Raw genomic sequence first — 25,693 nt, forward strand, 5'->3', positions numbered from 1 at the left:
TCAAAGACAAGGAGGTAATACTTATGGAATACGTTCTGTCCGCCGATGGACTGAGCAAATCATACAGAGATTTCAAGGCTCTCAACGGACTTTCCATCCATGTCCCCAAGGGCTCTATCTACGGATTCGTAGGAAAAAACGGAGCAGGCAAGACGACGCTGATACGTCTCATATGTGGACTGCAGCAGCCGACTTCCGGCAGCTTTTCCCTCTACGGCGCCGGAAACAACTGCGTAAAAGATATGGAAATGGCCAGAAGGCGCATAGGCGCCGTTGTCGAAACGCCTTCTATCTATCCCGATATGGGAGCCATCGACAATCTGAAAATGCAGTACCGAGTCCTGGGAATACCGTCATACAGCACTATCCCGGAGCTTCTGGAACTGGTAGGTCTTGAGAACACCGGGAAAAAGAAAGCTAAACATTTTTCTCTTGGCATGCGTCAACGACTGGGGATAGCCATAGCCCTGGCAGGAGATCCGGATTTTCTCGTACTGGACGAACCTGTCAACGGCCTTGATCCTCAAGGTATCATCGAGATACGGGAACTGATACTCAAGCTCAACAGGGAACGGCAGATAACGGTCCTCATCTCCAGCCACATCCTGTCGGAACTGTCCCGGCTGGCCACTCACTATGGGTTCATCGACAGAGGACAGATGATCAAAGAGATAAGCGCCCGTGAACTGGAGGCGGCCTGCCGCAAGTGTGTCCGGGTAAAAGTATCCGACATACGGATCCTATGCCGGGTTCTCGATGATATGGATATCCAGTACAGCGTCCTGGAAAACTCACAGGCCGACATTTTCGCCCAGGTGAGCGTTTCCAGGCTGGACTCCGCTCTGGCGGAAAAAGGATGTGAATTGCTATCCATGCAGGAACGTGACGAAAGCCTGGAGAGCTACTACGTTAACCTGATAGGAGGTGGCCACGATGAATAAACTCTTATCCGCCGGATTTTTCCGCCTCAAGAAAAACCTACTGTTCTGGCTATCCATGGTTTTTATGGCCATTGCCGGCATATCCTTCCCACTGGCCGCCTATGCTGATTCCCAGAAATATGGACTGGTGTACACACTGGAAGGAAACTTCTTCACATCAGCCGTCTTCGCCGTGATATTATCATCGGTATTCTGCAGCCTGTTTATCGGCGCCGATTACAGCAGCGGGACTATCAGGAACAAGGTGATAGCCGGACACAACAGGGTCAGCCTTTATCTGGCCAATCTGGTGATCTGCATCGCTGCATGTCTGCTGATGACTGCTGCCTACTCGGCCGCCTATCTAGCCACAGGGCTGCCGCTCCTGGGAACATTCACCATATCGGCAAAAACGGTGATGACCTTCGTCGCGATACTGCTGTGCCTCATCATAGCTGCGTCAGCACTGTTCACAGTGATATCCATGCTCATCAGCAGCAAAGCATCATCGGCCGTCACATGTATTCTGCTGGCCTTCATCCTGCTCTTCGCCGGGACATATCTCAACGCCAGGCTGAACGAAGAAGAAATGTACCCTGTCTATGACTATGGAGAAGAATATGGATATTACAGCAGCGAAAACGGTCCGCCTGACGCGACTATGATAAAAAACCCTAATTACCTGGAAGGGACCGAACGCCAGGTCTATCAGTTCCTCTACGACTTCCTGCCGGGAGGTCAGATGATACAGTGCGCCTCCGGAGATGCTCTCCATCCGAAGAGGATGCCTGCCTATTCTCTCATCATCGCAGTAGCCTCCACAGGCATCGGCCTGTTTTTCTTCCGAAGGAAGGACATGAAATAAGGAGAAAAAACATGGAAATCCTGCTCTGGACCGCTATCGCAGTCCTGCTGTGCATCGTCGCAGCGCTCTCTTTGAAAATATTTCTCATGAAAAAATCCGTGCGTACAGTCAGCCGGGAATTTTCCCGGCGGCTTACCACGGATACAAATACCCTTATAGATATTCCCCATCAGGACAGCGCCGTCAGGGAGCTGGCCGGGAATATAAACGAACAGCTGCGCCTCCTTCGAAAAGAGCGGCGCAGGTTCCAACAGGGCGATATAGAGTTGAAAGAAGCTGTCACCGATATCTCACACGACCTGAGGACACCGCTGACAGCAATCTGCGGTTATCTGGAACTGTTGCGGCAGGAAGAGACCACGGTTGACGGGAAACGCTATCTAAATCAGGTGGAAAACAGAGTTGAGGCGATGAAAAAGCTTACGGAAGAGCTGTTCCGTTACTCTCTCATGTCCTCTTCACGACAGCTGCGTCCTGAAAAACTGGATATGAAAATCGCCCTGGAGGACAGTCTCCTGTCCTTTTACGGTACGATAAAACAGAAGGGCCTTGCGCCGGATATCTCATTTCCCGAAACACCCGTCTATCGCTTTCTCGACCCTTCTCTCCTCAATAGAATATTCGGCAATATAATAAGCAATGCGTTGAAATACAGCGACAGCGATCTTCATGTATATCTCGATGAAACCGGAACCGTTACCTTTTCCAATGAAGCGTCTGGTCTGGATCCCATTTCCGCCGGACGGCTCCTGGATCGTTTCTATACCGTGGAAAACGCCAGGGATTCCACAGGTCTGGGTCTTTCCATAGCAAAAATGCTGAGCCAGCAGATGGGAGGCTCTCTCAAATCAGAATACCACGACGGACGGCTTTTCATCATCCTGTCTTTTCCTGAAGACAGTCAGCGCTCTTCCGTCTGAGGATTTTTAAGATATTCCTCGCAGGCGTCGATAGTGCCCTGCATCTTGTCGTAGACGGCTCTGCACAGGAAATGATAGAATTCTTCCTGTCTCTGCCCCTTCAGGCAGTCGCCGACTATATTGAAGTAATCCTCTCTGGAGAGAGGCATATGTATAGGCGCCAGCCCGTTTTCCATGAGATAGTAATTCATGGCAAACACCGCCAACTCCCCGCTGTACTCGCTGAAAGGATATATCTCTATCAGTTTATTGTGGATGTACATGGCTTTGAGGATGACATTATTGCCTGCTTCGGGACTGTAGACCCGCCGCAGTGACTCATCCAGCTTCTCCTCCACGTCCAGCGAATAGGTCGGCACGTGGTTGAAGGAGTACACTACCGGATTAGTCTTTCTGAAATAGCCGTTTTCATCCTCCGCCAGTATCCTGTAGGCGCTTATCAGCAGATACTTGTCCAGATAATTGCCCATTTCGAGACAATTGTAGGCTACGTTTATCACCTTGCAAAAGTTCTCTATGAAGACGTAATCCTTTACCGGTACATCCCTCGGCAGCTCTCCTTTCAGGATCTCATCCACGGCTATCTCATCGTGCTTAGGGTTTCTCACTATCAGCGAACCCCTTATCATGTCTATCTTGTTCACTTCCTTCACCGCGGACCTGAGAAGTCTGTCGCTCCTGAGAAGGCCGGCCAACTCTTTTTTCATGTTGTACAGCTTTTCATGCATATATCATTCTCCTAATCCTTGATGAATCCGATGCGGCCTACAGCCATAGGGTATTTGTACATCTCCACTTCGCCAGAGGCCCCGTCTATCTTCCTGAGAGCGGGCATTTTTTCCTTCAATATCCCATAATCTATCGTCGGGAGAAATACGATATCACACCTGTGCTGCAGCGTAAGCTGAAGGAAATCCAACACCTCGTCATCGTTGAATCCCTCCGTTATGGCTACATCCAGCCTTACCGCCAGCTGCTGGTCTATCGCGCCGTTTATCCCGTCTATCACCGTCTGCAATGATTTTCCTTCGCTGATATCGTGATATCTTGTGTGATTGAGTGTATCCAGTCTCACTATCACGCCGGTGATCCCCGCTTCCCTGAACTCCGCGGCTTTTCCCGCCAGCTCCTGGCCGTCTATCTTTATTACTTTGCTTTTCTCTGACATATCCTGACCAATTCTTTCCTTTTTTTCGTTATTTTTAATTTTATATGAAAATATCGACCTAGTCAACGCCACTTAGTTGTGTTAAACTGATTTTATGAAAATTTTAGCCATAAGCGACACTCACGGAAAACTTGATAAGGTACGGGATATCTGGCCGAAGCTGACCGATATCGACATGATAATACATGCAGGGGATTTCATACGCGACGGAAAGGCTCTGTCCAAAGAGCTGAAGGTTCCCGTCGTCACCGTAAAAGGCAACTGTGACAACGGCTACAGCCATGATGATTTTGAGACGGTCGCCACTGAATATGGGGATATACTGGTGACCCACGGCCATATGGAAAACGTCAAATACCGGCTGGATAATCTGCTGTACAAGGCGCTGGAAAACGATTGCCGCGCCGTCGTCTTCGGCCACACTCACAGGGCCTTCGTCGGCGAGGACAAGGGGATACATCTGATCAATCCCGGCAGCCTCACCCTGCCGAGGGACGGCAGCGACGGCTCCTATGCCATCATCAGGACGTCAAAGGACAGCTTCGACGCCTCTATCGTCTATTACTCTACTATCATGGGTGGACGCAAACCGCCTCAGTCAGGTTTTCTGAGAAATCTCCTCAATTACAGCGACAGATTTTGATGACAGGATCTGCGGCGATTGCGCCGCCGGGCGGATTCGTGTCTTTCACCTGTTGGAATGTGCGCCCGGCAGACGCCCGTTCTGTAAAAATCCTGACAGAACGGGCTGCTCACATGCTGTATGTCTGCATAAGACTTTATTTCCGGCCGTCTTTTTCGTACACGATCTCTCCGTCTGAGATAGTCATATATACATTTGTCTCGAACAGCTTCTCGGGAGCTGTCTGGAATACATCCTGCTCCATCACCACTATGTCAGCGCATTTGCCTGCTTCCAGGCTTCCTGTAACATCGCTTATACCCATGGTCACGGCGCCGTTTAGCGTAAATGCGTCCAGCCCCTGCTCCAGCGTGATTTTCTCGGCAGCGCCGAGGACCTTTTCCGGATCGAGATGATCTTCCTCCGGAAGAGTCCTGAGCATGGCCAGCTGTATCCCTTCCATAGGATAAGGTCTAGGCGTTACCGCATAATCGCTTCCGGCCGATACGACAAGCCCCATATCGAAAAAGGACTTCATCGGATACTCTGTTTCAGCCCTCTTTCCCAGGAACGGAAGCTCGATATCCTCATAATATCCGGGAGCTTTCACGAACCAGTAAGGGTTTGACGATACCCTGATATCAAGTTCCTTCAACTTGTCGTAATCAGCAGGATCCACTATCTGCATATGGGCGGCCACAGTATTCCTGGCCCGGCTGCCGTTTTCCTGCTTCACATATTCCATAGCCTCGATCACCTGCTGTACCGCTGCGTCTCCGATGACATGGAAATGCAGATCATATCCCAGCCGATCGACTTCCGCACAGAAATCATTGAGCGTATCCTGGCTCCACAACGGTCTGCCGCAATAGCCCTCCTGATTGCAATAGTCTTCTTTAAGGCAAGCGGTCCCGCCTTCCACTACTCCGTCTATGAACACCTTGACGAAGGTCCCTTCCGTAAGCTTCCCGTTTTTTAACGGTCTTCCCTTCCGGTACCCCTCGAGGGACCCCTCAGGATCCTCCGGCATGCTGGAATATGCCAGAGCGAATTTCATTTTGAGTCTTCCCTCTTCGTTCATCCTCCTGTAAGCCTTGTTGAGATTACCATCAAAGGCTACCAACGGATCGAAGACAGCCGTATGACCGTAAGACACCATCATATCCTGGAAGCCTTCGATCGCTTCCATGAATTCTTCCACCGTGGGCTCTGGTATCAACGCCAGCATGATTTCCTGGGCCTGATCCCTGAATGTTCCGTGAGTGGAACCATCCTCGTTCCTCTCTATCGTGCCGCCGTCAGGATCAGGTGTTTCATCCGTTATCCCTGCCATCTCTATGGCCTTTGAATTGGCCCATACAGAATGGCCGTCTCCCGATCGCAATATCACAGGTCGGTCGTCACAGATCCTGTCCAATGACTCCTTATCCGGTCCCAATGCGTCAAAAGCAGGGTTGAGCCAGCCCATCCCTGAGTACATTCGTTTATCCGGATGAGCCTTTACAAAGTCTTCTACCGTCTTAAGGTACTCCTCTTTTGTTTCATCAGCATACAGATCTATGTTGCTCTTCTGCTCAAAGGACAAAGGTCCGTGAGCGTGAGAGTCTACGAAACCCGGCAATACCAGTCTGCCTTCCAGATCTATATACTTGTCCCCATGGCCTGCCATGGCTCTTATCTCTTCGTTACTGCCTGTAGCGACGATGTTTTTCCCATCTATGAGCAACGCCTGACAAAATCCGTCCTTTGAATAGATTTTTCCATTATACAATATCATCATATCTGTCACCTTTATACTATCCTTTCCAAACCTTCCTCGTCATTTTTCTCTCCGGCCCTTTTCTTCTCCAGCTCGCTCATCAGCTTTTCAAAAGTTTTTTTCGACATCGGATATATTATACAACATATGGCCGCCAGTATGAATACGATAACAGGTATTCCTATAACTATAGCGGATATACCACTTACTGTTCCTTCCGACTGCGCGGTGAGAGACGGATCGTATCCTGCCGCAATCATGGTCAGCGTCAGTACCTGAGTTCCCAGTGCCGTCGAAAGAGTGAATATGACTCCATAAAGGGACATCAGGGCGCCTTCCTTCCTCTTCCCATATTTATACTCATACAGTTCAGCCAGATCATAGACGATCGGATAGATGATCAGCCAGTAAGCGCCGTTTCCCAGACCGAATATCAGCAGCAGCACGATAAGCATGGCAAATGAGTGAACTCCCGTAAAGTACAACACTGTCATGCCCGCCGCGCTTATCAGGAAACAGAATGCCATCCCGTTCTTTTTATTCATCTTTGTCGCTATAAACGAGATCACTACCGTCCAGCCCATTCCTATGAACACATATATGAACATGGCCGTCGAATACTGAGCCTCCGTAAGTCCTGCACAATACAGCACATAGTATACCAATCCGGACTGGAACACCATATACCCTATAGCGAACAGCACCAGTATAGCGATTATGTATTTGAAAGGCTTCATTTTAAGTATCTGCCAGAAAGTCCTCAGCGGATTGATTTCCTTTCTCTCCTCTTCCAGTTTTTCCGGAGGCATCTCCTTGCCCTTTGTTGTCATAAATGTTATGAAAAGCGCCAGAAAACATGCCGCTCCAACGATGATGGCAAAGTAATTCCATGCTGACCCTTCAGACGAACCACGGCCCACGAATATTCCCACTACCGTAAGTGGCAATGATATCCCGATGATATTCCCGACACAATTCATGAACGTAGCCGGTGTTCTCAGCTTGGTACGCTCATCGTAATCATCGGTGAGCTCAGCTCCCAGCGCATTATACGGCACCAGAAACGCCCCGTACGCCAGGTTCACTATGATGAACATACACAGATAATACGCGAACTGCGCGCCTCCGGACAGATCGACAGGTCTGAAAAACAGCGTCAAGCCTATAAGCATCAGGATCCCTCCGGCTAATATATATGGCCTCCTTCTCCCGAGTCTGCTCTTGGTATTGTCGCTGAGCGGCCCTATGACCAATCCGAATACCGATGATATGACGGTAGCTGCCGAAATGATGATACCAGCCCTTCCGGCGCCCATGCCTGCTATAGTAGTCAGAAAATACAAGGCATACATGACATAAAAATTGTATGCGGCAGCATCTGCCATCGCGCCGAATCCATACCCCAGGATAGTCCCATTTGACAGTTTCCCGGTCTTTTCCTTTCTTTCTTCCATTTAACCGTCCTCCTTTTATTTATTCGCTCATTATAAATAAAAAAGAGGACTTTTGAAGTGGATTTCTTGCCCTCTTTTATCTGAAAATTGTCTCATTTCAGTTTTTCGTGCTTTTTTTTGCTTTTTCGATAACAATTATTGTTTTCTTATCACTATGATACACTCGTCGGACCGCAGATCTATCCGGATCTTCCCTTTTTCACCCAGATCATATCTCGTGACCGCGTCTTCATCTCCGGCGGACTCTATGACCGTCATGCTTCCTGCCCCATTCCCTAGTCGTATCTCCACCAGCTTTTCTTCCGCTCCCACTCTGAGCTTCCCCTCCATCAGTGAACTGATATCCTTGACAGGCGTTTCCGAAAACTCGCGATACACGACAGTCTCCTGCTTGTGCGCTTTACGATACATGTTTGGTATCATCCCGAACACGCTCTTGAACATCTCGTTAAAATACTGATTGGAGGAAAATGAGAAGTCTTCCCGTATCTCAGATATGGGCTTTTCTCCATCCAGCAGCGCGATCTCCGCCCTGTCGCATCGTATTATGTTCAGTGACTTCTGGAATCCGTTCCCTACCATCTTTTTGATGAAATGCGACAGATAGTACTTGTTCATGGCAAATTTTGCTGCCATGACTTCCAGTGACAATTTCTCGTCACAGTGGCGGTACAGATACATATATATCTCCCCTGCGCGCTTTATATCCATTTCACTTCCCTGTACTTTATCATGCTCTCCCACAAGCTGAAAATTTTCCAGTCTGAATGCCTTCCTGAAAAGCTGGAGGATGCGTTCGATGGTATTGTTTACTGATTTTTCCACATCGAACCGCTCATACTGTCTGATGAGCTGCCTTATGTTCTCTACCTGCTTAGCGAAGTTCTCCCTGTTGTGTTTCAATATATCTTCCCACCATATGATGAAGCCCTCCGCCGGATGGAAGCGTTCCTGACTTATATGTATGCACGAGATGACCGCCCCCCTCTGTTATCGCTTTCAGCTGATACAGATCATATGAATTGACAACGATGAAATCCCCTTCACGCAGCACATACCGCTCAAATGAAACATTACATTCCAATGCTCCTCTGAACACAAACACTATCTCCATACAGTCGTGCATATGTATCGGATGCTCCCGACAGACGGTATTCCTTATTACCACATCACTGTACCGTTCACCAAAATCGGGACGTACCAGCAATTTGCTTTTCATATAATAATCCTGACTTATCATGACCCCTCCTGTTTACCTTATCCCCAGCGCCCGCATCCTTCTGTACAAGGTGGATTCGCTTATCTCCAGCTCCTTTGCCGCCCTGCGCTTTCCTTCAAGAGACGAACCATTTCTTTTCAGGCTTTCCAGCAGTATATCACGCTCAACCGATTCCAGCTGTCCTTTGAGTGATCTGCTGTCCACATCCCTCCTGAGATGCTTTGCCCCTGTTATTTTATCAGGCAGACTACCTGCTCTTATCACACCGCTCTCCTCCATATTTATGGCATATTCTATGGCATTCTCCACTTCCCTGACATTTCCCGGCCACCGGTAAGAGAGCAATATATGCATCGCGTCCTTTTCTATCCCGTCTATGCGCTTTCCCATGGCTCTGCTGAATTTATCGATAACGCGTTCTATAATGAGCTCCAGATCCTCCGGCCGCTCTCTCAGAGGCGGGATGTGGATAGGGATGACGTTCAGCCTGAAATACAGATCCTCTCTGAACTGTTTTCTTCTTATCATTTCCTCCAGATCCTTATTGGTGGCTGCGATTATCCGCACGTCCACATCAACAGGCCTGATTGCTCCAATGGGATCCACCTGTCTGCTCTGAAGGCATGAAAGCAGCTTCACCTGAAGATGTATAGGCATGTCGCCTATCTCATCGAGGAACAGTGTCCCCTCGTCTGCCAGCTGGAACTTCCCCAGCTTACCATTACGAGCCGCTCCGGTAAAAGCCCCCTTCTCATATCCAAACAGCTCGCTTTCCAGCAGCATTTCAGGGATGGCCGCGCAGTTGACCGATACGAAAGGCTTTTCGCGCCTGACGCTCTCCTGATGGATGGATCTGGCCAGCAGATCCTTTCCCGTCCCGCTCTCTCCCGTGATCAGTATGGTGGAATTGCTGGAAGCCACCTGCTTGGCCCGTTTTCTGACTTCCTCCATGGCCCGGCTGCTCCCCAATATGTTCTCGAATGACGCCGTGTCCTGAGAGGCCAGCAGCGATGAAACAGTGTTCTGAAGGGATATATTGCTCTGTGACACGATGTACTTTCCGGCGATGAGATCCGCCATGCTCCGCAGGAAGGTACGAAGCTCCAGAGTCTTATGTATCATGACGTTCCGCTGTTCCTCCGTGAAAGCGATGAGCCCTATCAATCCCAGCACGCTGCCGTCGGCCTTGATGGGATAACATATCTCCGCCAGCTCCCCCTCCCTGGCATCGTAAAAATCGTCGTTTTCCGGCGAAAAATTTATATACTCGTTACCGTTTTTAAGACATTCGGAATAGACCAGATGACTTTCCATATCGCCATTCTCTTCATAGGAGCCTATCTTCTCCTTATAGCGCCCCGTACCGCCTATTATCATAAGACGTTCATCCACGATTTCCGTCTCCAGTTCCAGCGCCGCCGTAATGGCCACCGCCACCTGCTGGACCGTATCGCTTATTATCGTCAGTGACATATGCAACCCTCCCTCACTGTTGTCAATATATCAAATATTTTTAAAATTGACAATAATTATTTTCAATTTTGACAATTTTCATCTTCCAAATCTGCCCATTACCTCTGATATCGTTGAAAAACCATCGTTTTCATTTTTGGCACGATATTTGCTATATATATCGGCAGCAGTTGCTTCTTGCCAAAATACGCATTTCTATATAATAAAAAAAGGAGATAATCATGAAAAATTTCTCACTTGAAGGAAAGGTCGCCGTCATCACCGGCGCAGGCTCGGGCCTGGGGTACGCCACGGCCAGGAGATTTCACGACGCAGGGGCGATGGTCACGATGGCCGATATCAATGAAAATACGACAGCGGCGGCCGAAGAGATAGGCTGTTTCTTCGTCAGGACTGATGTCAGCAAAGAAGCCGACGTGGAGAACCTGATGAAAACGGCTTCGGAACACTACGGGCCGCTGGACATCGTCATCAACAACGCCGGGATCATCTGCGGCGAAGAGCTGCTGGAAAACGCCGATGCCGCGACTTATGAATCGCTGTTTCACGTCAACGTGATGGGCGCCGTATTCGGTATCAAATACGGCCAGAAATACATGAGAGACGGCGGCTTGAAAGCCGGTCCCGCCAATCAGATGATAGAAGCCATCTTAAAGAGTCTGCAGTGAAAATTCGCATCGTTCTTATCGTGACAGGGAGGAAAACATGAACAGAAAATTTATCGATTTTGATGCCCAGGTGTGCCTGGTGACAGGCGCCGGAAGCGGAAGCGGCATAGGATTCCAAACGGCGAAGATACTTGGAGAGCTGGGAGCCAGCATAGCTCTGGCCGCTACCACCGATAGGATATATGAACGTGCCCGTGAGCTGGAATGCCTGGGGATAACAGCCAGAGGCTATATCGCTGATTTGATGGACAGGAGCCAAACAGAAGCGATGGTGAGAAAAATAGCCGAGGATTTCGGCACTGTCCATGTACTGATAAATAACGCCGGGATGGCTCAGGTAGGACAGGAAGAAGACTTTTCCGACTTTATGAACGTCACATACGAAAGCTGGGATACTTCCATTACAAGGAACCTCACTCTCACTTTTAATGTAACAAAGCAGGTCCTTCCGCTCATGGCGGAAAACAACTACGGACGTATCGTCAACGTATCTTCAGTCACCGGACCTATTGTCAGTAATCCGGGAGAAGCCGCCTACAGCGCGGCAAAAGCCGGCATCATAGGCATGAGCCGCGCCCTGGCAATAGAGGTAGGCAAAAACAACATAACCGTCAATAACGTACTGCCGGGATGGATAGCCACCGCTTCCCAGACAGAAGGTGAAGCCCAGGGCGGTCTCAACACACCTCTCGGTCGAAGCGCCGATGCCACGGAAGTAGCCAATGCCATCGTATTTTTGGCTTCCAGAGAAGCTTCCTACATAACGGGAGAATCACTGGTGGTGGATGGAGGCAACACGATACAGGAATATAAAGGGGACTCGAAATTCTACTATTGAGCCACTTTTGCCCGCGCGCGTTACAGCAACGCCTACGCCTTAGACGGCGGTACCGCTGTTTTCCAAACACTAATTTACAGTTTATGAAAAAAATAAGGAGGAATTACAATGATCACAGACAAAAAAAGCCCTTACAGACTGGTTACAGACCAGCAGCTTGCCCAATTGAGAGCCAGAGAAGACGCCATCTTCAATGATAGGACAGCAAAAAGCAAGGCAGCCTTTGAAAAGGCCCATGAAAATCTGCTCAATGGGGTCCCGATGCCATGGATGGGTGACTGGGGAACAGAGCACCCTATATTCCTGGAACGAGCCAAAGGAGACAAATGCTGGGATATAGACGGAAACGAATACGTGGACTTCTGCCTCGGTGATACAGGTGCCATGTTCGGTCATTCTCCTGATGCTACAGCGGACACAGTAGCTCACCAGGTCCGCAATGGGATCACTACCATGATGCCGACGCTGGACAGCCTGGAAATCGGGAAAGAACTATCTAAAAGATTCGGACTTCCTACATGGCAGGTAGCCATGACCGCAACCGAAGCCAACAGATATACCATACGAAACGCCCGTGCTCTGACGGGCCGCCCTAAGATCATGGTAATGCAGGAGTGCTACCATGGCAGTCTCGACGAGACCCTTCCTCACATCAATGAAGAAGGTAAACTGGCTCTCAGGACTGATTACGATTCCAACCCTGGTCTTCCCAAGGATCAGTTGACACGCGTAGTGGAATTCAATGACCTTGAAGCCGCTGAAAGAGAACTGTCCCACATGGACTGCGCCGCCGTACTGTTGGAACCTGTAATGACTAACTGCGGTATGGTGCTCCCTGCCGAAGGATATCTGGAAGGTCTGCGTGAGCTTTGCACCAAATACGGCACATACCTCATCATCGATGAGACTCACACCCTCTCCAATGGCTACGGCGGATACACCCGGGCTCACGGACTGGAGCCGGACTTCATCACCCTGGGCAAATCCATCGCCGGAGGCATCCCTGTTGCCGTATACGGGTTCACAAAGGAAATAACCGATAAAATCAACGAAACATATGGAAATGCCGGCGTCTCCGACCCTATGGGAATAGGCGGCACTCTGGCTGCCAATCAGTTTGCCATTGCAGCCATGAAGACCACTCTGGAAAAAGTGGCTACAGAGGAAGCTTTCCGGAAGATGTTCAGGGGGCAGGAGCGCCTGTCGGACGGCCTGGAGGCAGTGCTGAAAAAGTACGATGTACCGTGGAGCCTGACCCGCTCAGGCGCCCGCTGCGAATTGCAGTTCATGCCGACCCTCCCGAAAAACGGAACGGAAGCAAAAAATAATTTCGACTGGCAGCTGATGTACTACACTCACCTTTACCTCTCCAACAGAGGCATCATCATCACACCGTTCCACAACATGATGCTCGTCTCACCTGTGACACCTGACGAAGATATCGATCGTCTCATCCAAGGATGGGATGACTGCATCAAGGAGTTAGCAGAAATCGGGACTTATAACCGATAGCTCCTTCATCCGGTAGCCAGCCTCCGGCATGTCTCCGCTGCCGACAGACAACGTTGGCAGTGGCAACGGAGGGCAGCGGCAGGACATGTCGCTGTCCGCCAATATCTCCGCTGCCGGATTTCAACGAATATCTTAAAATGCGGCATGACCACCAGGATCACTTGCCGCATTTTCTATTTTGATACAGAATCCGGCACGGCTGACACGCTCACTTGCCGAATTTCGCGCTTTAGCACAGAATCCGGCACAGCCGGACATGATCGCTTGCCGTATTTTCGTTTTTAAGCAACGATGCGGCAAGTATTTTGCATATATTTCCACTTGATTCATTTGGAACATGAAAAGCCGTGTTTTTCGTGCCGAATTTCTTTCAAACATTGAAAATCCGGCACAAGTCTGTGTTACGGCTGCCGGATTTCAACTTTCCCTGCGAAATCCGGCAAATAACACAGTAAAAGCTGTTACAGCATTTCCCGCAGCTCCTTCATAGCCGCAGTCTCACTGTCCACGTACTCCTGCAGGTCTGCCTTGAGTATGTCGATATATCCGTTGTACTCATCTACGTACTGCTGATACTCGCCAGCATCGGTCACACCCTCGTTCCACTGAGCATACATGTTCTTCGTAGTCTGCCACGAGTCCTTTATGGCAAGCGTCATCTTATCGGTGCCCCAGTTGCTGTCCACCTTGTCGTTCATCAACAGGCTGTTGGACAGTGCGCATACTTCATCGCTGAAGAGATATGCATAGTATTCATAGTAGCCGTTTATCTCCGAAGGCAACCATATGTCATCTTCAGTGACTTCACCGTCGCTGAGAGCGTCCACTACATTGGTGTATAAATCCAGATTGTTCTGAATCGCTTTATGATGTACTTCTATGGTTCCATAATCCGCCAGACCCATAAACTGATCCTGTACATATCTGAATGCAGCCAACACCTGCTGGTTGTGAGCAACGCCTTCGGCTCTGGCTTCAGCCATAGCCTTCTCATCTCCTGCCGCATAAGCTTCCTCATATTCAGCGTTGATTCCCTTGGCCGCTTCGAGGTTCTCAGCGGCAGCCGTCCTCAGATCTTCGAGGGCAGCTTTATACGCCTTTACCGACTCCTCTGTTGCATACTTCTTCGTTCCTTTTATCGCGTCTTCAAGGTCATCACACCTGCTGGTAAAATCCAGCTCCAGTGCAGGTGTCCCGTCGATATACATGGCGAGAGCCGAATATACCGACAGCTGATACTCCAGCAGTTCCTTGCTGTGTACTCCATCGCCCTTATCATCTTCCACGTTATTGTCATCCTTAGGCGTATGATACCTGTTCTGCGACCATTCCGTTTTATCCTCCTGCCTTGGCATGAAAGCAGGTACTCCGTTAAACTGATACGATATGCAATCGGTTCTAGGTAACTCGCCATCATCATTTTTTACTTCAACACCGTCAGCATAATAGGAATCCACTTGATTTATAAGTCCTGATGAAAACAACGTGTTTCCTATTTCCCCCAACTCGTACGATGTTCTCATTACTCCCACATCGTTAAAACTGTCCACGCTCGGCATCTCGAAGTTTATCAGCGCCAGCGTGCTCCCCTGCCATTCAGGGTGAGCAGTAGTTATCATCTCCCAAGACCCGATGGCCCAGTCGGTGGAAGTGTCAAAACGCCCCCATTCCTCTGCACCATGGGCGATGAATACGATATCATTGGCCGGCTGATAACCTGAATCGATGAGAGCCTTGGCGATTCCGGTCACGAGACCTACAGCAGTGCAGTCGTCTTCAAAGCCGTAGAAGTACTTATCGTAATGCCCTGCTACGATTATCCTCTGTCCGGTGTTTTCCGTACCCTTGATAGTCCCGGTAACGTTATAGCTGGTCCCGTTCTGGCTCCCCACCTCGTTGTCGACATACAGCTCAGCCGTTATATCCGTTCCGTTTTTAAGTATCTTCTGTATTCGTTCAGCGTCGTTTTTCGATATAGAAGTACACGGCATCTTCATATCAGGAGCGCATATGTCCTGGATATTTATAGTATCATCATCATATTGAGCATAACCGCCCATAGAATAGCTCACGATGGCCGCTGCATTCTGAGTAGCAGCTTCCATATACGGACCGTCTATCCACACTTCGTTCCACTGGTCCACTCCTACCAGGGCGATTTTCCCCGACATGTCGGTATTACCGCTATTCTCATAGTATTCCTGGTACTCGGCTTCCGTACCCATTCCCAGATCTACTATCTCCAGATTGCTGTAATCGCCGCCCAGCTGCACAGTTCCCTGAGCCGCATAGGAAACCATATCATCGATGTTCAGCTCCTGGCTTTCACCATCCTTATCGGTGTAATCGATGTTCATATAGGCCTCGTTGAACTGCCACTTGTCTACCGTCACAGCGTCCTTAGTCACATCCTCCAGTCCTATCTTCTCAAATTCCTCCACCAGGTAATCGGCAGCTCTGTGCTCTGCATCCGATCCGGCCGTCCTGAAGCCTGTAGAATCGTCAGCCAGCTCCATATCGTAAGCCAGCTTGTAAGCCACGTCCTCCGCTTCGTCGGTGGCTTCACCTGTCACCTCCAGCATCTTGTCCACATCCTCTTGCATGGAGAGGTCGCTGGTCTGCGAGCACGATGTCGCCAACACCATCACCAGCGCGATCAACGCTGCCAGCGGCAATGTCCTCAGTAGTTTCTTCATTTTTCCCTCCTTCATTAAAAAATAAATGATAACAAAAAAGATCAGCGCAAATAAATGCGTTGATCCATAAAAAGCAATATCTCAAAATTCCTCTTTAGTCTCTCAACTTTCCTGTTTTTCCACAGTTCATTGTCTCCTGAATAGCAGTCTACAAATCCCCATGTGCGTAGTATAATATACGCCTCAGTATTTGTCAACCAATTAAAAATTTTCAGCAAACTTATTATTGGAATCATTATCGAAAAGTGTTAATATTTAAAATGACATGTTGTAATTTTATGCAAGAAGTTTGATTATATCCTTATGAAAAACTTATTTAACCGAGTAGTGATTTTATTGACCTTAGTTATATTTCTACTGGCTCTTCCTGTGGAAATAGTGGGCCTTATACGCAACCAAAAAGCTTTTGAAGATGAAGCCGATGAAAAAATAGAATATGCTATACAAAGCGCCGCAACAGATTTGAACGTGGTCCTGAGCAACATGGAAAATCTCGTAACCATGCTTCATTCTACTGTACAAGCTACCTTTTCGGGAACCAACTATGTATATGACCCTGCCGTATTTTCGCAGCTCAAGCGACAGACCGGCAATATCATTAAGGATACCCTTAAAAAGACCGAACGTATTTCAGGACTGTATGTCACTTTTTCTCCTTCTCTTCACTCTGGGATGGAAGAAGTATGGTACGCATATAGAGATGGAAAAATCACTTTCATAGATGCGCGCCTTTACGCTCCAAGCTGGCTTTTGGAAGGAAACCCTCGTGTCGACTATTACTACGATGCAATCAAAAATGGAGAATACTGGGGTGCAGATGACTACGAGAGCTCTCTGGACGAATACATGGCTACACATACGCAATCGATATACGATAATGAAGGAAATCTTATCGGTATTGCCGGATCTGACATGTTAATGTCTGAACTTCGCAATATGCTCAGCTCCATAAAGATATACCGTGACAGTCAAATAGTACTTTTTGACTCCGATATGAATTACTGTGCTTCCAATATCGATATCAAAAAACCCGCAAAAGTGTATTCTGTGCTTATCAACGAAATCGGATCTCATCATGATAATACGACTTTTCATTATACCTCCAGCGATGGACAAGAGTATATTGCTGCTTATACGACGCTAAACAATGACTGGATCCTTGTCGCTACACAAACGACAGACGCAGCGATGGCTTCTGCTACCGAAACAAGAAACACATTGATCGCAACCATGATGCTAACTATTTTGATAATAGTCATTATCGTATTATTGCTTATAAAAAGATATTACGAGCCGGTAATAGAATCCGCTGAACAAAATGAAATACTGATGATCAATCAATCGAGACAAGCAAAGCTTGGAGAAATGGTGGGGAACATATCTCATCAATGCAAACAGCCACTGAATAACATCAACATAGACATTTCAAACATGCGTGACGATTATATGGCTGATGAACTGACCGAAAAACTTTTTAACGAATACGCACAAAGGATACGAGAAAATGTATCTGTGATGGCAAATACGATAACTGATTTCGCTGATTTTTTAAAGCCCGACCGTAATAAGGAGAATTTTTCCATACGAGACAGTGTAAATACTGCATTATCCATAATGAAGGAAAGTCTTGTGATCAATGAGATAATCATAATAAATAGCGTTGATGCAAATCTCACGATCACCAATTATAGAAATGAATTCATACAATGCGTATTCAACATTCTTGAGAACGCAAGAGATGCAGTGATCAGCTCAGGAGAAAAGCCTGGAAGGATAGTTATTTCTGCCGATGAAAAAAACAAAGGTGGTCAACAGGCATAGGTCTTTACATCGTTAAACAGATAATAGAACGTCATTTTCACGGTAATGTTTCCTTTGTGAATTGTAACGAAGGAGTCATCTTTACAATAACTGTAAAGGAGAAAGAAATATGAGTATTTTAGAAAATCTTAAAGTCATGTACGTAGAAGATAATGATAACACGCGATACAGCATCGAACGGTTTCTCAAAAGAAGATTCGGCAAAGTATTCTTGGCAGAAAACGCAGAAAAGGGTATCCAGCTGTTCCACGAAAAAGAGCCCGATATAGCTATCGTCGACATACTGCTCCCTGGAATGGGTGGACTGGAGATGATCAAAAAAATAAGGGAGACCAATTCTACATGCAGATTCCTTATCACATCATCGGTCAGCGATGTCGCCACAATATTAAAGGCGGTAGATCTCGATATCGCAAACTACATTGTGAAGCCGATCGATACAGATGATTTCGAAGAAAAACTTACAAGAATAGGCCAATCCATAATGGAAGAAAAAACTGCATCCGAGCCTACCCCGACATTTGACCTGACCCATAAGAAAGAAACAGAGGAAGAGATCCGCAAGGCCTTTATAAAAATCTTGAAAGAAAAATCAGGAAAAGGCCCCAGAGATGCCGCAGTATTCATATCCAGAGACACCATAGAGATTTCCGTCTACGGTGTCCTAAGCTTATCGGAAAAAGTGCTTCTTAAAAATGTAAAAAACATCGGTCATGTAGAAGAAACACATCGCCTTTTCTACCACGCCATAGAAAAGGAAATCACGGATATGATAAAAGATCTCACAGGAACCCCGGTTGAACTGGGAACCATAAAAGTCAATGCTTTTAAAGATAGAGAAGTTGCGCGGTTCAGGATCCTCCGCTATTGATCCTCCGTCTCTTCCGCCAATCCTTTCTTCTCCTGTTTCTTCGATATCACCAGCGATAATATAACGCTGATCAATATCACCGAGAAAATTATGATAATGGATGCCACTGTGGAAATATGAAAATCTAATATCAGCGAAAGGAGCTTGACTCCGGTGAACATCAGCAATACCCCTACACCATATTTCACATATTGGAAGCGCTCCTGGATATGCTCCAAAACGAAGTACATCTGCCTGAGTCCCAGTATTGCGAAGATGTTGGAAGAATATACGATTATCAGGTCAGTGGACACCGAGAATACGGCCGGTACCGAGTCTATGGCGAAGATTATATCGGATCCCTCCACCAGACAGAGTATGGCGAACAGCGGTGTAAACAGCCTCCTGCCGTTTTCATGGACCATGAACTTCTTGCCGCGGAACCCTTCCGTCATAGGCAGGACCTTGCTGACAGCCCTGATTATCCTGCTGTCCTCCGGCTTGGTCTCCTCGTCCTTTCCAACTATCATCTTTATGCCGTTTATTATCAGTATCGCCCCGAATATGTAAAGGATCCACTCGAAGGCCATAACCAGCTGTAAGCCAAAGAAAATGAAAATAAACCGAAGTATGATAGCGCCGATTATTCCCCAGTTGAGGACTCTGTGCTGCACTTCCTCCCTTATACCAAAGGCCAGGAATATGGACATGAACACGAACAGATTATCTACACTGAGACTGAGCTCGATGAGATATCCTGCCGCGAACTCGAGGCCGCTCTGACTTCCTTTGATGAACCATATAGCAATAAAGCATAAAAACGCCATGGCTATCCAAAAGCATACCCATTTTAACGAATGTTTGATTTCCTGCATCTGTTTTCCCCTTTGCCTTTTTTATACAGTATAAAACATATTTGTCATTTTAACCATACTTTTGACAAATATTTATACTGCGGATCGATAACTGCCGCAGCCTGACGGCGACCAATGCCTTCCGGCTGCACCGGGAGCCGTCTCGAAAGGACCCTGTGACCATACAGTCGGATAAACCAGAACGATATGCCAAAAGCCATTATCTGGCCGCTGTTTTAGGCATAATCAAAGCATTTTCAAAGCTTTATCAGAGAGCGATATGCCCAGTACCTCTAAAAAAAACTGAGTTATTAGCATACTCGCTGGCCAACTCCCATAAAAATATGCCAAAAGCCCTGATAAAATATTGCTTATAGGCATACTGCACTCTGAAAGAGCAGCCAACCAGCCTTGTTTATGCCAAATAAGATCAATATTTTTAGGTTTTAGGCAAAATTCGCAGCGACATAGATTTCACGTTTTCCTGCTTTGCCCCGAATACCGAAAGATAAAAGAAGAGGCTACCGCACCGGGACGATCCCGGGGCGGCGGCCTCCTTTCCTGCGTCAACAGATATATCCAAACTGTCTCACGCTGCCAGAGTCTTTATGAGGACTATAATGAATATTATTATAAACACTATCGCCTCGATACCGACTATGACTCTCAAGATGTTCAACAGTTTGCTGTTTCCTTTTTTCTTGTTCCTGACAATGCTGATGACCGAAAAGGCCAGCACTGCTATGCCGAATATCAATGCTAAGAAAAGTAATATCATGTTTTGCTCCTCCGATCGCTTTCGCTATCTAATGATACCAGAGAATTATGTTGATTTCCAGTAAAAATAGCGAAAATTATCAGTCCAGAGTATTATAATCCAGTCTGACGTTTCTCTGCTTCAGCTTGATAGCCTTGAGGAATACTTTCGCTGTATCCATGCATGTCATCACAGAGATCCCTCTCTCGATAGCTTTTCGCCTTACAGGGAAGCTGTCATTCTCCTTCCTGTTAGCTACCACAGGCATATTTATCACCAGCGAAAGCTTCTCGTCGCTGTCGCTTTCGTGATTCATGATCCACTTCTGAGCCGTATCGTAATCCATCAACTCGACATCGATATCGTGAGCTTTCATAAAATCGATGGTATCATCGGTAGCATACAGCTTGAATCCCGCTTCAGCGTAATCTTCCAATATCTCGGCAGTATAATTGTTCTGCTCGGATTCTCTGAGAGTCACAAACACATTGCCCTCTGTCGGTATGGCCATGCCTGCTCCCAGGAAGCCCTTGTACAGAGCCTTATCCAGATCCTTATCTATACCCAGCACTTCTCCTGTAGACTTCATCTCAGGTCCCAGTGCGATATCCATATCGGTCAGCTTGGCACTGGAGAACACAGGGACTTTCACAGCATATTCTTCTGTCTTTCTGTACAGCCCTGTCCCGTATCCACTGTCTTTCAGCTTGTGACCCAGCATGGCTGCTACTGCCAGCTTCACCATCGGCACTCTTGTCACCTTGCTGAGAATAGGCACTGTTCTGGAAGCTCTAGGGTTTACTTCTATTACATATATTTTCTTTCCATCATAAGCGTACTGGATGTTGACCAGTCCCACCACTTCAAGGGCTTTGGATATCCTTCTGGTGTAATCGAGGAGCGTATTTTCCACTTCTTCAGACAGCGAATAATTCGGATATACCGAAATACTGTCACCGGAGTGGACTCCGGCCCTTTCCACATGCTCCATGATGCCCGGGATCAGGATATCCTCACCATCGGCGATAGCGTCCACTTCGATCTCTTTGCCCTGTATGTACTGGTCGATCAACACAGGATGCTCCGTGGAAAGAGATACAGCTTCCTTCAAGTACCTCTTCAATTCCACATCATTGTATACTACCTGCATTGCTCGTCCTCCGATAACATAGGACGGTCTCACCACCAGCGGATATCCCAGCTTTCTCACAGCTTCGAAGGCTTCCTCCTGATTGGTCACCGCCACGCCTTCCGGCACGGCGATCTTCAGCTCATCCAACAGCTCGCAGAACTTTTCCCTGTCCTCGGCCAGGTCTATATTTCTGTATGAAGTACCCAGAATATTTATGCTCCTGCTGTTGAGCTGCTCTGCCAGGTTCAGCGATGTCTGCCCTCCAAACTGCAATATCACGCCGTAAGGTCTCTCTCTCTTGATAACATTCATGACATTGTCTATATGGAGCGACTCGAAATACAGTTTATCCGACGTATCAAAATCGGTGCTGACAGTCTCCGGATTATTGTTCATGATTATGGCTTCGTAGCCCAGCTCCTTTATTGCCCACACACCCTGTACACAGCAATAGTCGAACTCTATTCCCTGTCCGATCCTTATAGGCCCGGAACCGATGACCAATATCTTTTCTTCCGGACTTCTGATGCTCTCATCCTCCTCATCGTAGCAGGAATAGTAGTATGGAGTCAGCGCGTCGAATTCCCCACCGCATGTATCTACCATCTTATATACGGGATATATATCGTTATACACCCTGATATCCTGAAGAACGTCTCTGGAAACTCCTGACAGAGTGATTATATCTGTATCGGTGAAACCTCTCGACTCCGCCTCATAAACCATATCTTTGGTCAGCGGACCTTCCTGCAGCCGCTCTTCCAGATCTATGATCCCCTTGATCTTGTTCAGGAACCATCTGTCTATCTTCGTCAGACTGTAGAGATCCTCCACATCCATCAGCTTTCGCCTCATGACCTCCGCGATACAGAAGATCCTCTCATCATCGCAGGCTTTCAGCTTTTCCACCAGTCTCTCATCATCCAATCCTGTAACGAATGGGATATGGAGGCCGTCACACTTGATCTCGATGGAAGTGAGAGCTTTGAGAAGCGCGCTCTCGAATGTCCTGTCTATGGACATTACTTCCCCCGTCGCTTTCATCTGCGTCCCCAGTTTCCTGGATGCCGTTCTGAACTTATCGAAAGGCCACTTAGGGAATTTGACGACCACATAGTCCAGCGTCGGTTCAAAGCATGCGCTGGTAGTCTGGGTAACGTAGTTGTACAGTTCATCCAGATTATAGCCGATGGCGATCTTGGCGGCGATCTTCGCTATCGGATATCCGGCAGCTTTTGATGCCAGCGCCGACGAACGGCTTACTCTCGGATTCACCTCTATCACTATGTAATTGCCTGTATCGGGATCCAGCGCGAACTGAACGTTACATCCTCCTTCTATTTCCAGGTTCCTTATTATCTTTATGGAAGCATCGCGGAGCATCTGATACTCTGCGTCTCTCAATGTCTGGGTCGGCGCCACTACGATACTGTCGCCGGTATGTACTCCCACCGGATCCAGATTTTCCATGCTGCATATTATGATACAATTGTCTCGGCTGTCCCTTATGACCTCATACTCTATCTCCTTCCAGCCGGCGACGGATTTTTCCAGCAGTATCTGCCCGATAGCGCTGTTTTCCATACCCTTTATGCAAAGAAGCTCCAGCTCCCTCTCATTCTCGGCGATGCCCCCGCCAGTGCCTCCCAGAGTATAAGCAGGTCTTATGATGACAGGGAATCCTTCCTTCCTGACAAATTCATAGCATTCATCCATAGATGTGGCGATAACGCTGCTGGGTATCGGCTCTCCGATCTCCTGCATCAGCTTCTTGAATTCCTCCCTGTCTTCGGCTCGTTTTATGCTTTCCCTGTTGACACCTAAAAGCGCCGTGCCATATTTTTTCAGCACACCTTTTCGCTCCAGCTCCATAGCCAGATTCAGTCCCGTCTGCCCGCCGAAACCGGCCAGCATACCGTCGGGGCGTTCTTTTTCCAGTATCTGCTCCAGAGCCTCTTCCGTCAGAGGTTCCATGTACACCTTGTCAGCTATCCCCTTGTCTGTCATGATGGTTGCGGGATTGCTGTTGACCAGTATAGTCTCTATCCCTTCTTCCCTGATAGCTTTGCAGGCCTGAGTCCCCGCGTAATCGAACTCCGCAGCCTGTCCGATGACGATAGGACCGGAGCCTATTATGAGTATTTTTTTCAGATATGGTTTCTTAGGCATTTTCCCTGTCCTCCTTCATCATTCCAGTAAACTTATCGAAGAGATATCCTGTATCGTTAGGACCCGGCGACGCTTCCGGATGGAACTGTACCGAGAAAATCGGCAGATCCCTGTGCTCCATCCCTTCGACAGTACCGTCGTTAAGGTTAAGATGAGTTATCTCCATCCCTTTGAGGATGATGCTCTCATACTGGACTGCGTAACCATGGTTCTGAGACGTTATATATGAACGCTTCGTATTCTTATCAAATACACCGTGGTTTCCGCCTCTGTGACCGTATTTCAGTTTATACGTCTTGCCTCCCAGCGCTATGGCCAATATCTGATGACCCATACAAATACCAAACATCGGTATTTCCGAAAGCCTGATAAGGTTCCTCACTTCTTCGATGGCCTCTACCGCTTCCTCCGGATCTCCCGGACCATTGGTCAGGAAAATCCCATCGGGATCACTGGCCAGGATATTTGCCGCAGGCGTGCCATAAGGGTAGACAGTCAGCCGGCAATTCCTCCTCCGCAGGCAAGTCAATATGTTTCCCTTGACACCGAAATCTATCACCGCCACATCGAATGGCTCTCCTTCCGATCCCGGCAGAAACTGGTCAGCAAGCGGTTCCAGCACGGTCTTTTCCTTTACAGCCACTTCCTTCATCCAGTCGCCTCTCAACTGAGCTTTATCACATATCCCGGCGGCTTCACTGATAGATATGCCTTCGGTACTTATGACGCACTTGACCGTGCCTTTGCTCCTTATCTTCTTTGTTATCTGCCTGGTATCCACACCATAAACTCCCGGCACTTCCATATCTCTCAGCCACTTGTCTATCGTCATCACGCTGTTGCTGTTGGACGGCGTGTCGCATAGATCTTTGACAACCAGGCCAAAAGCGTGTATCTTCTCCGATTCGTTATCTATCTCACTGATACCGTAATTACCTATCAGCGGATATGTCATATTTATTATCTGACCCTTGTACGAAGGATCTGTCAGTATCTCCTGGTACCCAGTCATCGCTGTATTGAATACCAGTTCTCCAACGGCTGTTCCCTTAAAACCGAAACCTCTGCCTTTCAGCACAGTCCCGTCCTCCAGATAAATCAAACCTTCTGTTTTTTCAATCGTATTAATCATGATACTACGTCCATTCTCCTTAAACACTCAAGTAGACGGCAAATCTGCCATCGGTAAATAATTATACACCGTTATTCATGAATATTCAACATTATTGATCCGTTTTTTTACGCTTTTGTTCCGTTCATCCCGCGCCGTCTGACATCTCCTTAGAAGTATCCACATTGAGGTATACCGATGCCGCGGTCGCCGCCAGTTTCCCGGTTTCTCTGATATGCGCCTCTGCCGTCAACTGTGTCACCCGTCTTCCTTCAGATGTCGCTCTGGCTGTTACCAGCAGTGTCTCTCCTACCTTTACAGGCCTTATGTATCTGACGTCCAGACTGATCGTAGGAGCAAAATTCTCTCCTGCACAGAATCTGGCGAGAGCCGCTATGGTCAGATCGAAGGCTGTGCACATGATCCCTCCGTGAAGCATCCCTGCCCTGTTGACCTGCCACGACTGTATCGGAAACGCAAAGGTCAGTGTCCTGTCCTCATAGGAACATCCCGCCTTTTGGGAACGCATCATGCCATTGACACTGTCTTTCTGCCGCACATTGTTCTCATAAAGCGTCCTTTCGACATAGGCTTCCAGCCGAGCCTGCCCTTCAAGGATATTCTCGCTCATGTCCCTCCTCCTTCCGATGTTTTCCTGTGTATAATAATACTATAAAAGGCTCCGGATAACAATAGCGGCTTCCCTACAGAAAAACATCAAAAAAACATTGAAGTTCCAAAACTCTATTGCATTTTTCCTGTTTTTTGGTAAAATCTTAACAACAGCATTTTTTGAAACTAATTGATATGGCGTTACGAGAAACGTTATATCAATTTGGTAAAAGATTAAATTTTGCTCTACAACACAACGAACGAGGACTGCTT

The 25,693-nt window shown here is 47.7% G+C and carries 21 protein-coding genes and 1 pseudogene; 9 read left to right on the forward strand and 13 right to left on the reverse strand.

Translation table 11 applies throughout. The annotated features are described in order from the left end of the window. Positions 1 to 23 precede the first annotated feature (23 nt). Genes ACQY69_RS05105 through ACQY69_RS05115 form a run of 3 tightly spaced genes read left to right on the forward strand, consistent with a single transcriptional unit; the run spans position 24 to position 2,705 of the window. Positions 24 to 941: an ABC transporter ATP-binding protein gene (locus tag ACQY69_RS05105; protein WP_428259169.1), complete on the forward strand. Its 918-nt coding sequence runs from the start codon at positions 24 to 26 to the stop codon at positions 939 to 941. Continuing rightward, a complete protein-coding gene (locus ACQY69_RS05110) occupies positions 934 to 1,785 on the forward strand; it encodes an ABC transporter permease subunit (protein ID WP_428259171.1) in 852 nt (283 codons plus the stop codon). The genes ACQY69_RS05105 and ACQY69_RS05110 overlap by 8 nt, the downstream gene beginning before the upstream one ends. 11 nt (positions 1,786 to 1,796) lie before the next feature. Continuing rightward, a complete protein-coding gene (locus ACQY69_RS05115; protein ID WP_428259173.1) occupies positions 1,797 to 2,705 on the forward strand; it encodes a sensor histidine kinase in 909 nt (302 codons plus the stop codon). Here the strand turns inward: ACQY69_RS05115 and ACQY69_RS05120 are convergent. Beyond that, positions 2,687 to 3,433: a Fic family protein gene (locus ACQY69_RS05120; protein WP_428259174.1), complete on the reverse strand. Its 747-nt coding sequence runs from the start codon at positions 3,431 to 3,433 to the stop codon at positions 2,687 to 2,689. The two genes, ACQY69_RS05115 and ACQY69_RS05120, sit on opposite strands and share 19 nt — an antisense overlap. A gap of 11 nt (positions 3,434 to 3,444) precedes the next feature. Then, a complete protein-coding gene (locus ACQY69_RS05125) occupies positions 3,445 to 3,873 on the reverse strand; it encodes a hypothetical protein (RefSeq protein ID WP_428259176.1) in 429 nt (142 codons plus the stop codon). Between the two features lie 94 nt (positions 3,874 to 3,967). On the opposite strand from ACQY69_RS05125, the gene ACQY69_RS05130 reads away from it, so the two are divergent. Then, complete coding sequence (locus ACQY69_RS05130) at positions 3,968 to 4,516, forward strand: metallophosphoesterase family protein (protein WP_428259177.1); 549 nt, start codon at positions 3,968 to 3,970, stop codon at positions 4,514 to 4,516. 136 nt (positions 4,517 to 4,652) lie between these two features. Here the strand turns inward: ACQY69_RS05130 and ACQY69_RS05135 are convergent, their stop codons facing one another. The 5 genes from ACQY69_RS05135 to ACQY69_RS05155 form a co-directional block, all read right to left on the reverse strand. Beyond that, entirely contained in the window at positions 4,653 to 6,275 is a 1,623-nt protein-coding gene (locus ACQY69_RS05135) for an amidohydrolase (RefSeq protein WP_428259179.1), read from the reverse strand. Positions 6,276 to 6,286: 11 nt separating this feature from the next. Continuing rightward, the gene (locus ACQY69_RS05140; RefSeq protein ID WP_428259180.1) at positions 6,287 to 7,708 is read right to left on the reverse strand and encodes an MFS transporter; all 1,422 of its coding nucleotides are present in this window, start codon (positions 7,706 to 7,708) and stop codon (positions 6,287 to 6,289) included. Between the two features lie 135 nt (positions 7,709 to 7,843). Next, a complete protein-coding gene (locus ACQY69_RS05145; protein WP_428259182.1) occupies positions 7,844 to 8,611 on the reverse strand; it encodes a helix-turn-helix domain-containing protein in 768 nt (255 codons plus the stop codon). Further along, entirely contained in the window at positions 8,583 to 8,948 is a 366-nt protein-coding gene (locus ACQY69_RS05150; RefSeq protein WP_428259183.1) for an AraC family ligand binding domain-containing protein, read from the reverse strand. The genes ACQY69_RS05145 and ACQY69_RS05150 overlap by 29 nt, the downstream gene beginning before the upstream one ends. 12 nt (positions 8,949 to 8,960) lie before the next feature. Further along, positions 8,961 to 10,400, reverse strand: a complete 1,440-nt coding sequence (locus ACQY69_RS05155) for a sigma-54 interaction domain-containing protein (RefSeq protein WP_428259184.1) — start codon at positions 10,398 to 10,400, stop codon at positions 8,961 to 8,963. A 221-nt stretch (positions 10,401 to 10,621) separates the two neighbouring features. Between ACQY69_RS05155 and ACQY69_RS05160 the strand changes: the two genes are divergently transcribed. The 3 genes from ACQY69_RS05160 (at position 10,622) to ACQY69_RS05170 (ending at position 13,418) form a co-directional block, all read left to right on the forward strand. Next, positions 10,622 to 11,068, forward strand: a complete 447-nt coding sequence (locus tag ACQY69_RS05160) for an SDR family NAD(P)-dependent oxidoreductase (RefSeq protein WP_428259186.1) — start codon at positions 10,622 to 10,624, stop codon at positions 11,066 to 11,068. A gap of 37 nt (positions 11,069 to 11,105) precedes the next feature. Then, entirely contained in the window at positions 11,106 to 11,906 is an 801-nt protein-coding gene (locus ACQY69_RS05165) for an SDR family NAD(P)-dependent oxidoreductase (protein ID WP_428259187.1), read from the forward strand. Positions 11,907 to 12,014: 108 nt separating this feature from the next. Continuing rightward, on the forward strand, positions 12,015 to 13,418 hold the full coding sequence (locus tag ACQY69_RS05170; RefSeq protein ID WP_428259188.1) for a transaminase: 1,404 nt from the start codon (positions 12,015 to 12,017) through the stop codon (positions 13,416 to 13,418). A gap of 461 nt (positions 13,419 to 13,879) precedes the next feature. On the opposite strand, the gene ACQY69_RS05175 is transcribed toward ACQY69_RS05170, so the two are convergent. Next, positions 13,880 to 16,114: a M28 family peptidase gene (locus tag ACQY69_RS05175; protein WP_428259190.1), complete on the reverse strand. Its 2,235-nt coding sequence runs from the start codon at positions 16,112 to 16,114 to the stop codon at positions 13,880 to 13,882. Between the two features lie 303 nt (positions 16,115 to 16,417). On the opposite strand from ACQY69_RS05175, the gene ACQY69_RS05180 reads away from it, so the two are divergent. Further along, entirely contained in the window at positions 16,418 to 17,935 is a 1,518-nt protein-coding gene (locus tag ACQY69_RS05180) for a hypothetical protein (RefSeq protein WP_428259192.1), read from the forward strand. Positions 17,936 to 18,044: 109 nt separating this feature from the next. Next, positions 18,045 to 18,806 (forward strand): Na-translocating system protein MpsC family protein, encoded by a 762-nt coding sequence (locus ACQY69_RS05185; protein WP_428259194.1) that lies wholly within the window; start codon positions 18,045 to 18,047, stop codon positions 18,804 to 18,806. On the opposite strand, the pseudogene ACQY69_RS05190 reads toward ACQY69_RS05185, so the two are convergent. The 5 genes and pseudogenes from ACQY69_RS05190 to ACQY69_RS05210 form a co-directional block, all read right to left on the reverse strand. Beyond that, positions 18,800 to 19,663, reverse strand: a pseudogene (locus ACQY69_RS05190) (TerC/Alx family metal homeostasis membrane protein); the annotation flags it as partial. The gene ACQY69_RS05185 and the pseudogene ACQY69_RS05190 sit on opposite strands and share 7 nt — an antisense overlap. A 565-nt stretch (positions 19,664 to 20,228) precedes the next feature. Then, positions 20,229 to 20,417, reverse strand: a complete 189-nt coding sequence (locus tag ACQY69_RS05195) for a hypothetical protein (protein WP_428259195.1) — start codon at positions 20,415 to 20,417, stop codon at positions 20,229 to 20,231. 79 nt (positions 20,418 to 20,496) lie between these two features. Continuing rightward, positions 20,497 to 23,697: a carbamoyl-phosphate synthase (glutamine-hydrolyzing) large subunit gene (gene carB, locus ACQY69_RS05200; RefSeq protein WP_428259196.1), complete on the reverse strand. Its 3,201-nt coding sequence runs from the start codon at positions 23,695 to 23,697 to the stop codon at positions 20,497 to 20,499. Beyond that, the gene (gene carA, locus ACQY69_RS05205; RefSeq protein ID WP_428259197.1) at positions 23,690 to 24,829 is read right to left on the reverse strand and encodes a glutamine-hydrolyzing carbamoyl-phosphate synthase small subunit; all 1,140 of its coding nucleotides are present in this window, start codon (positions 24,827 to 24,829) and stop codon (positions 23,690 to 23,692) included. Before carA ends, carB begins: the two co-directional genes overlap by 8 nt. 124 nt (positions 24,830 to 24,953) lie before the next feature. Beyond that, positions 24,954 to 25,439: a PaaI family thioesterase gene (locus tag ACQY69_RS05210; protein WP_428259198.1), complete on the reverse strand. Its 486-nt coding sequence runs from the start codon at positions 25,437 to 25,439 to the stop codon at positions 24,954 to 24,956. Positions 25,440 to 25,693 lie beyond the last annotated feature (254 nt).

It is taken from the genome of Gallibacter sp. Marseille-QA0791 (genome assembly GCF_965119705.1).
Lineage (GTDB): Bacteria > Bacillota > Clostridia > Peptostreptococcales > Anaerovoracaceae > Lentihominibacter > Lentihominibacter excrementipullorum.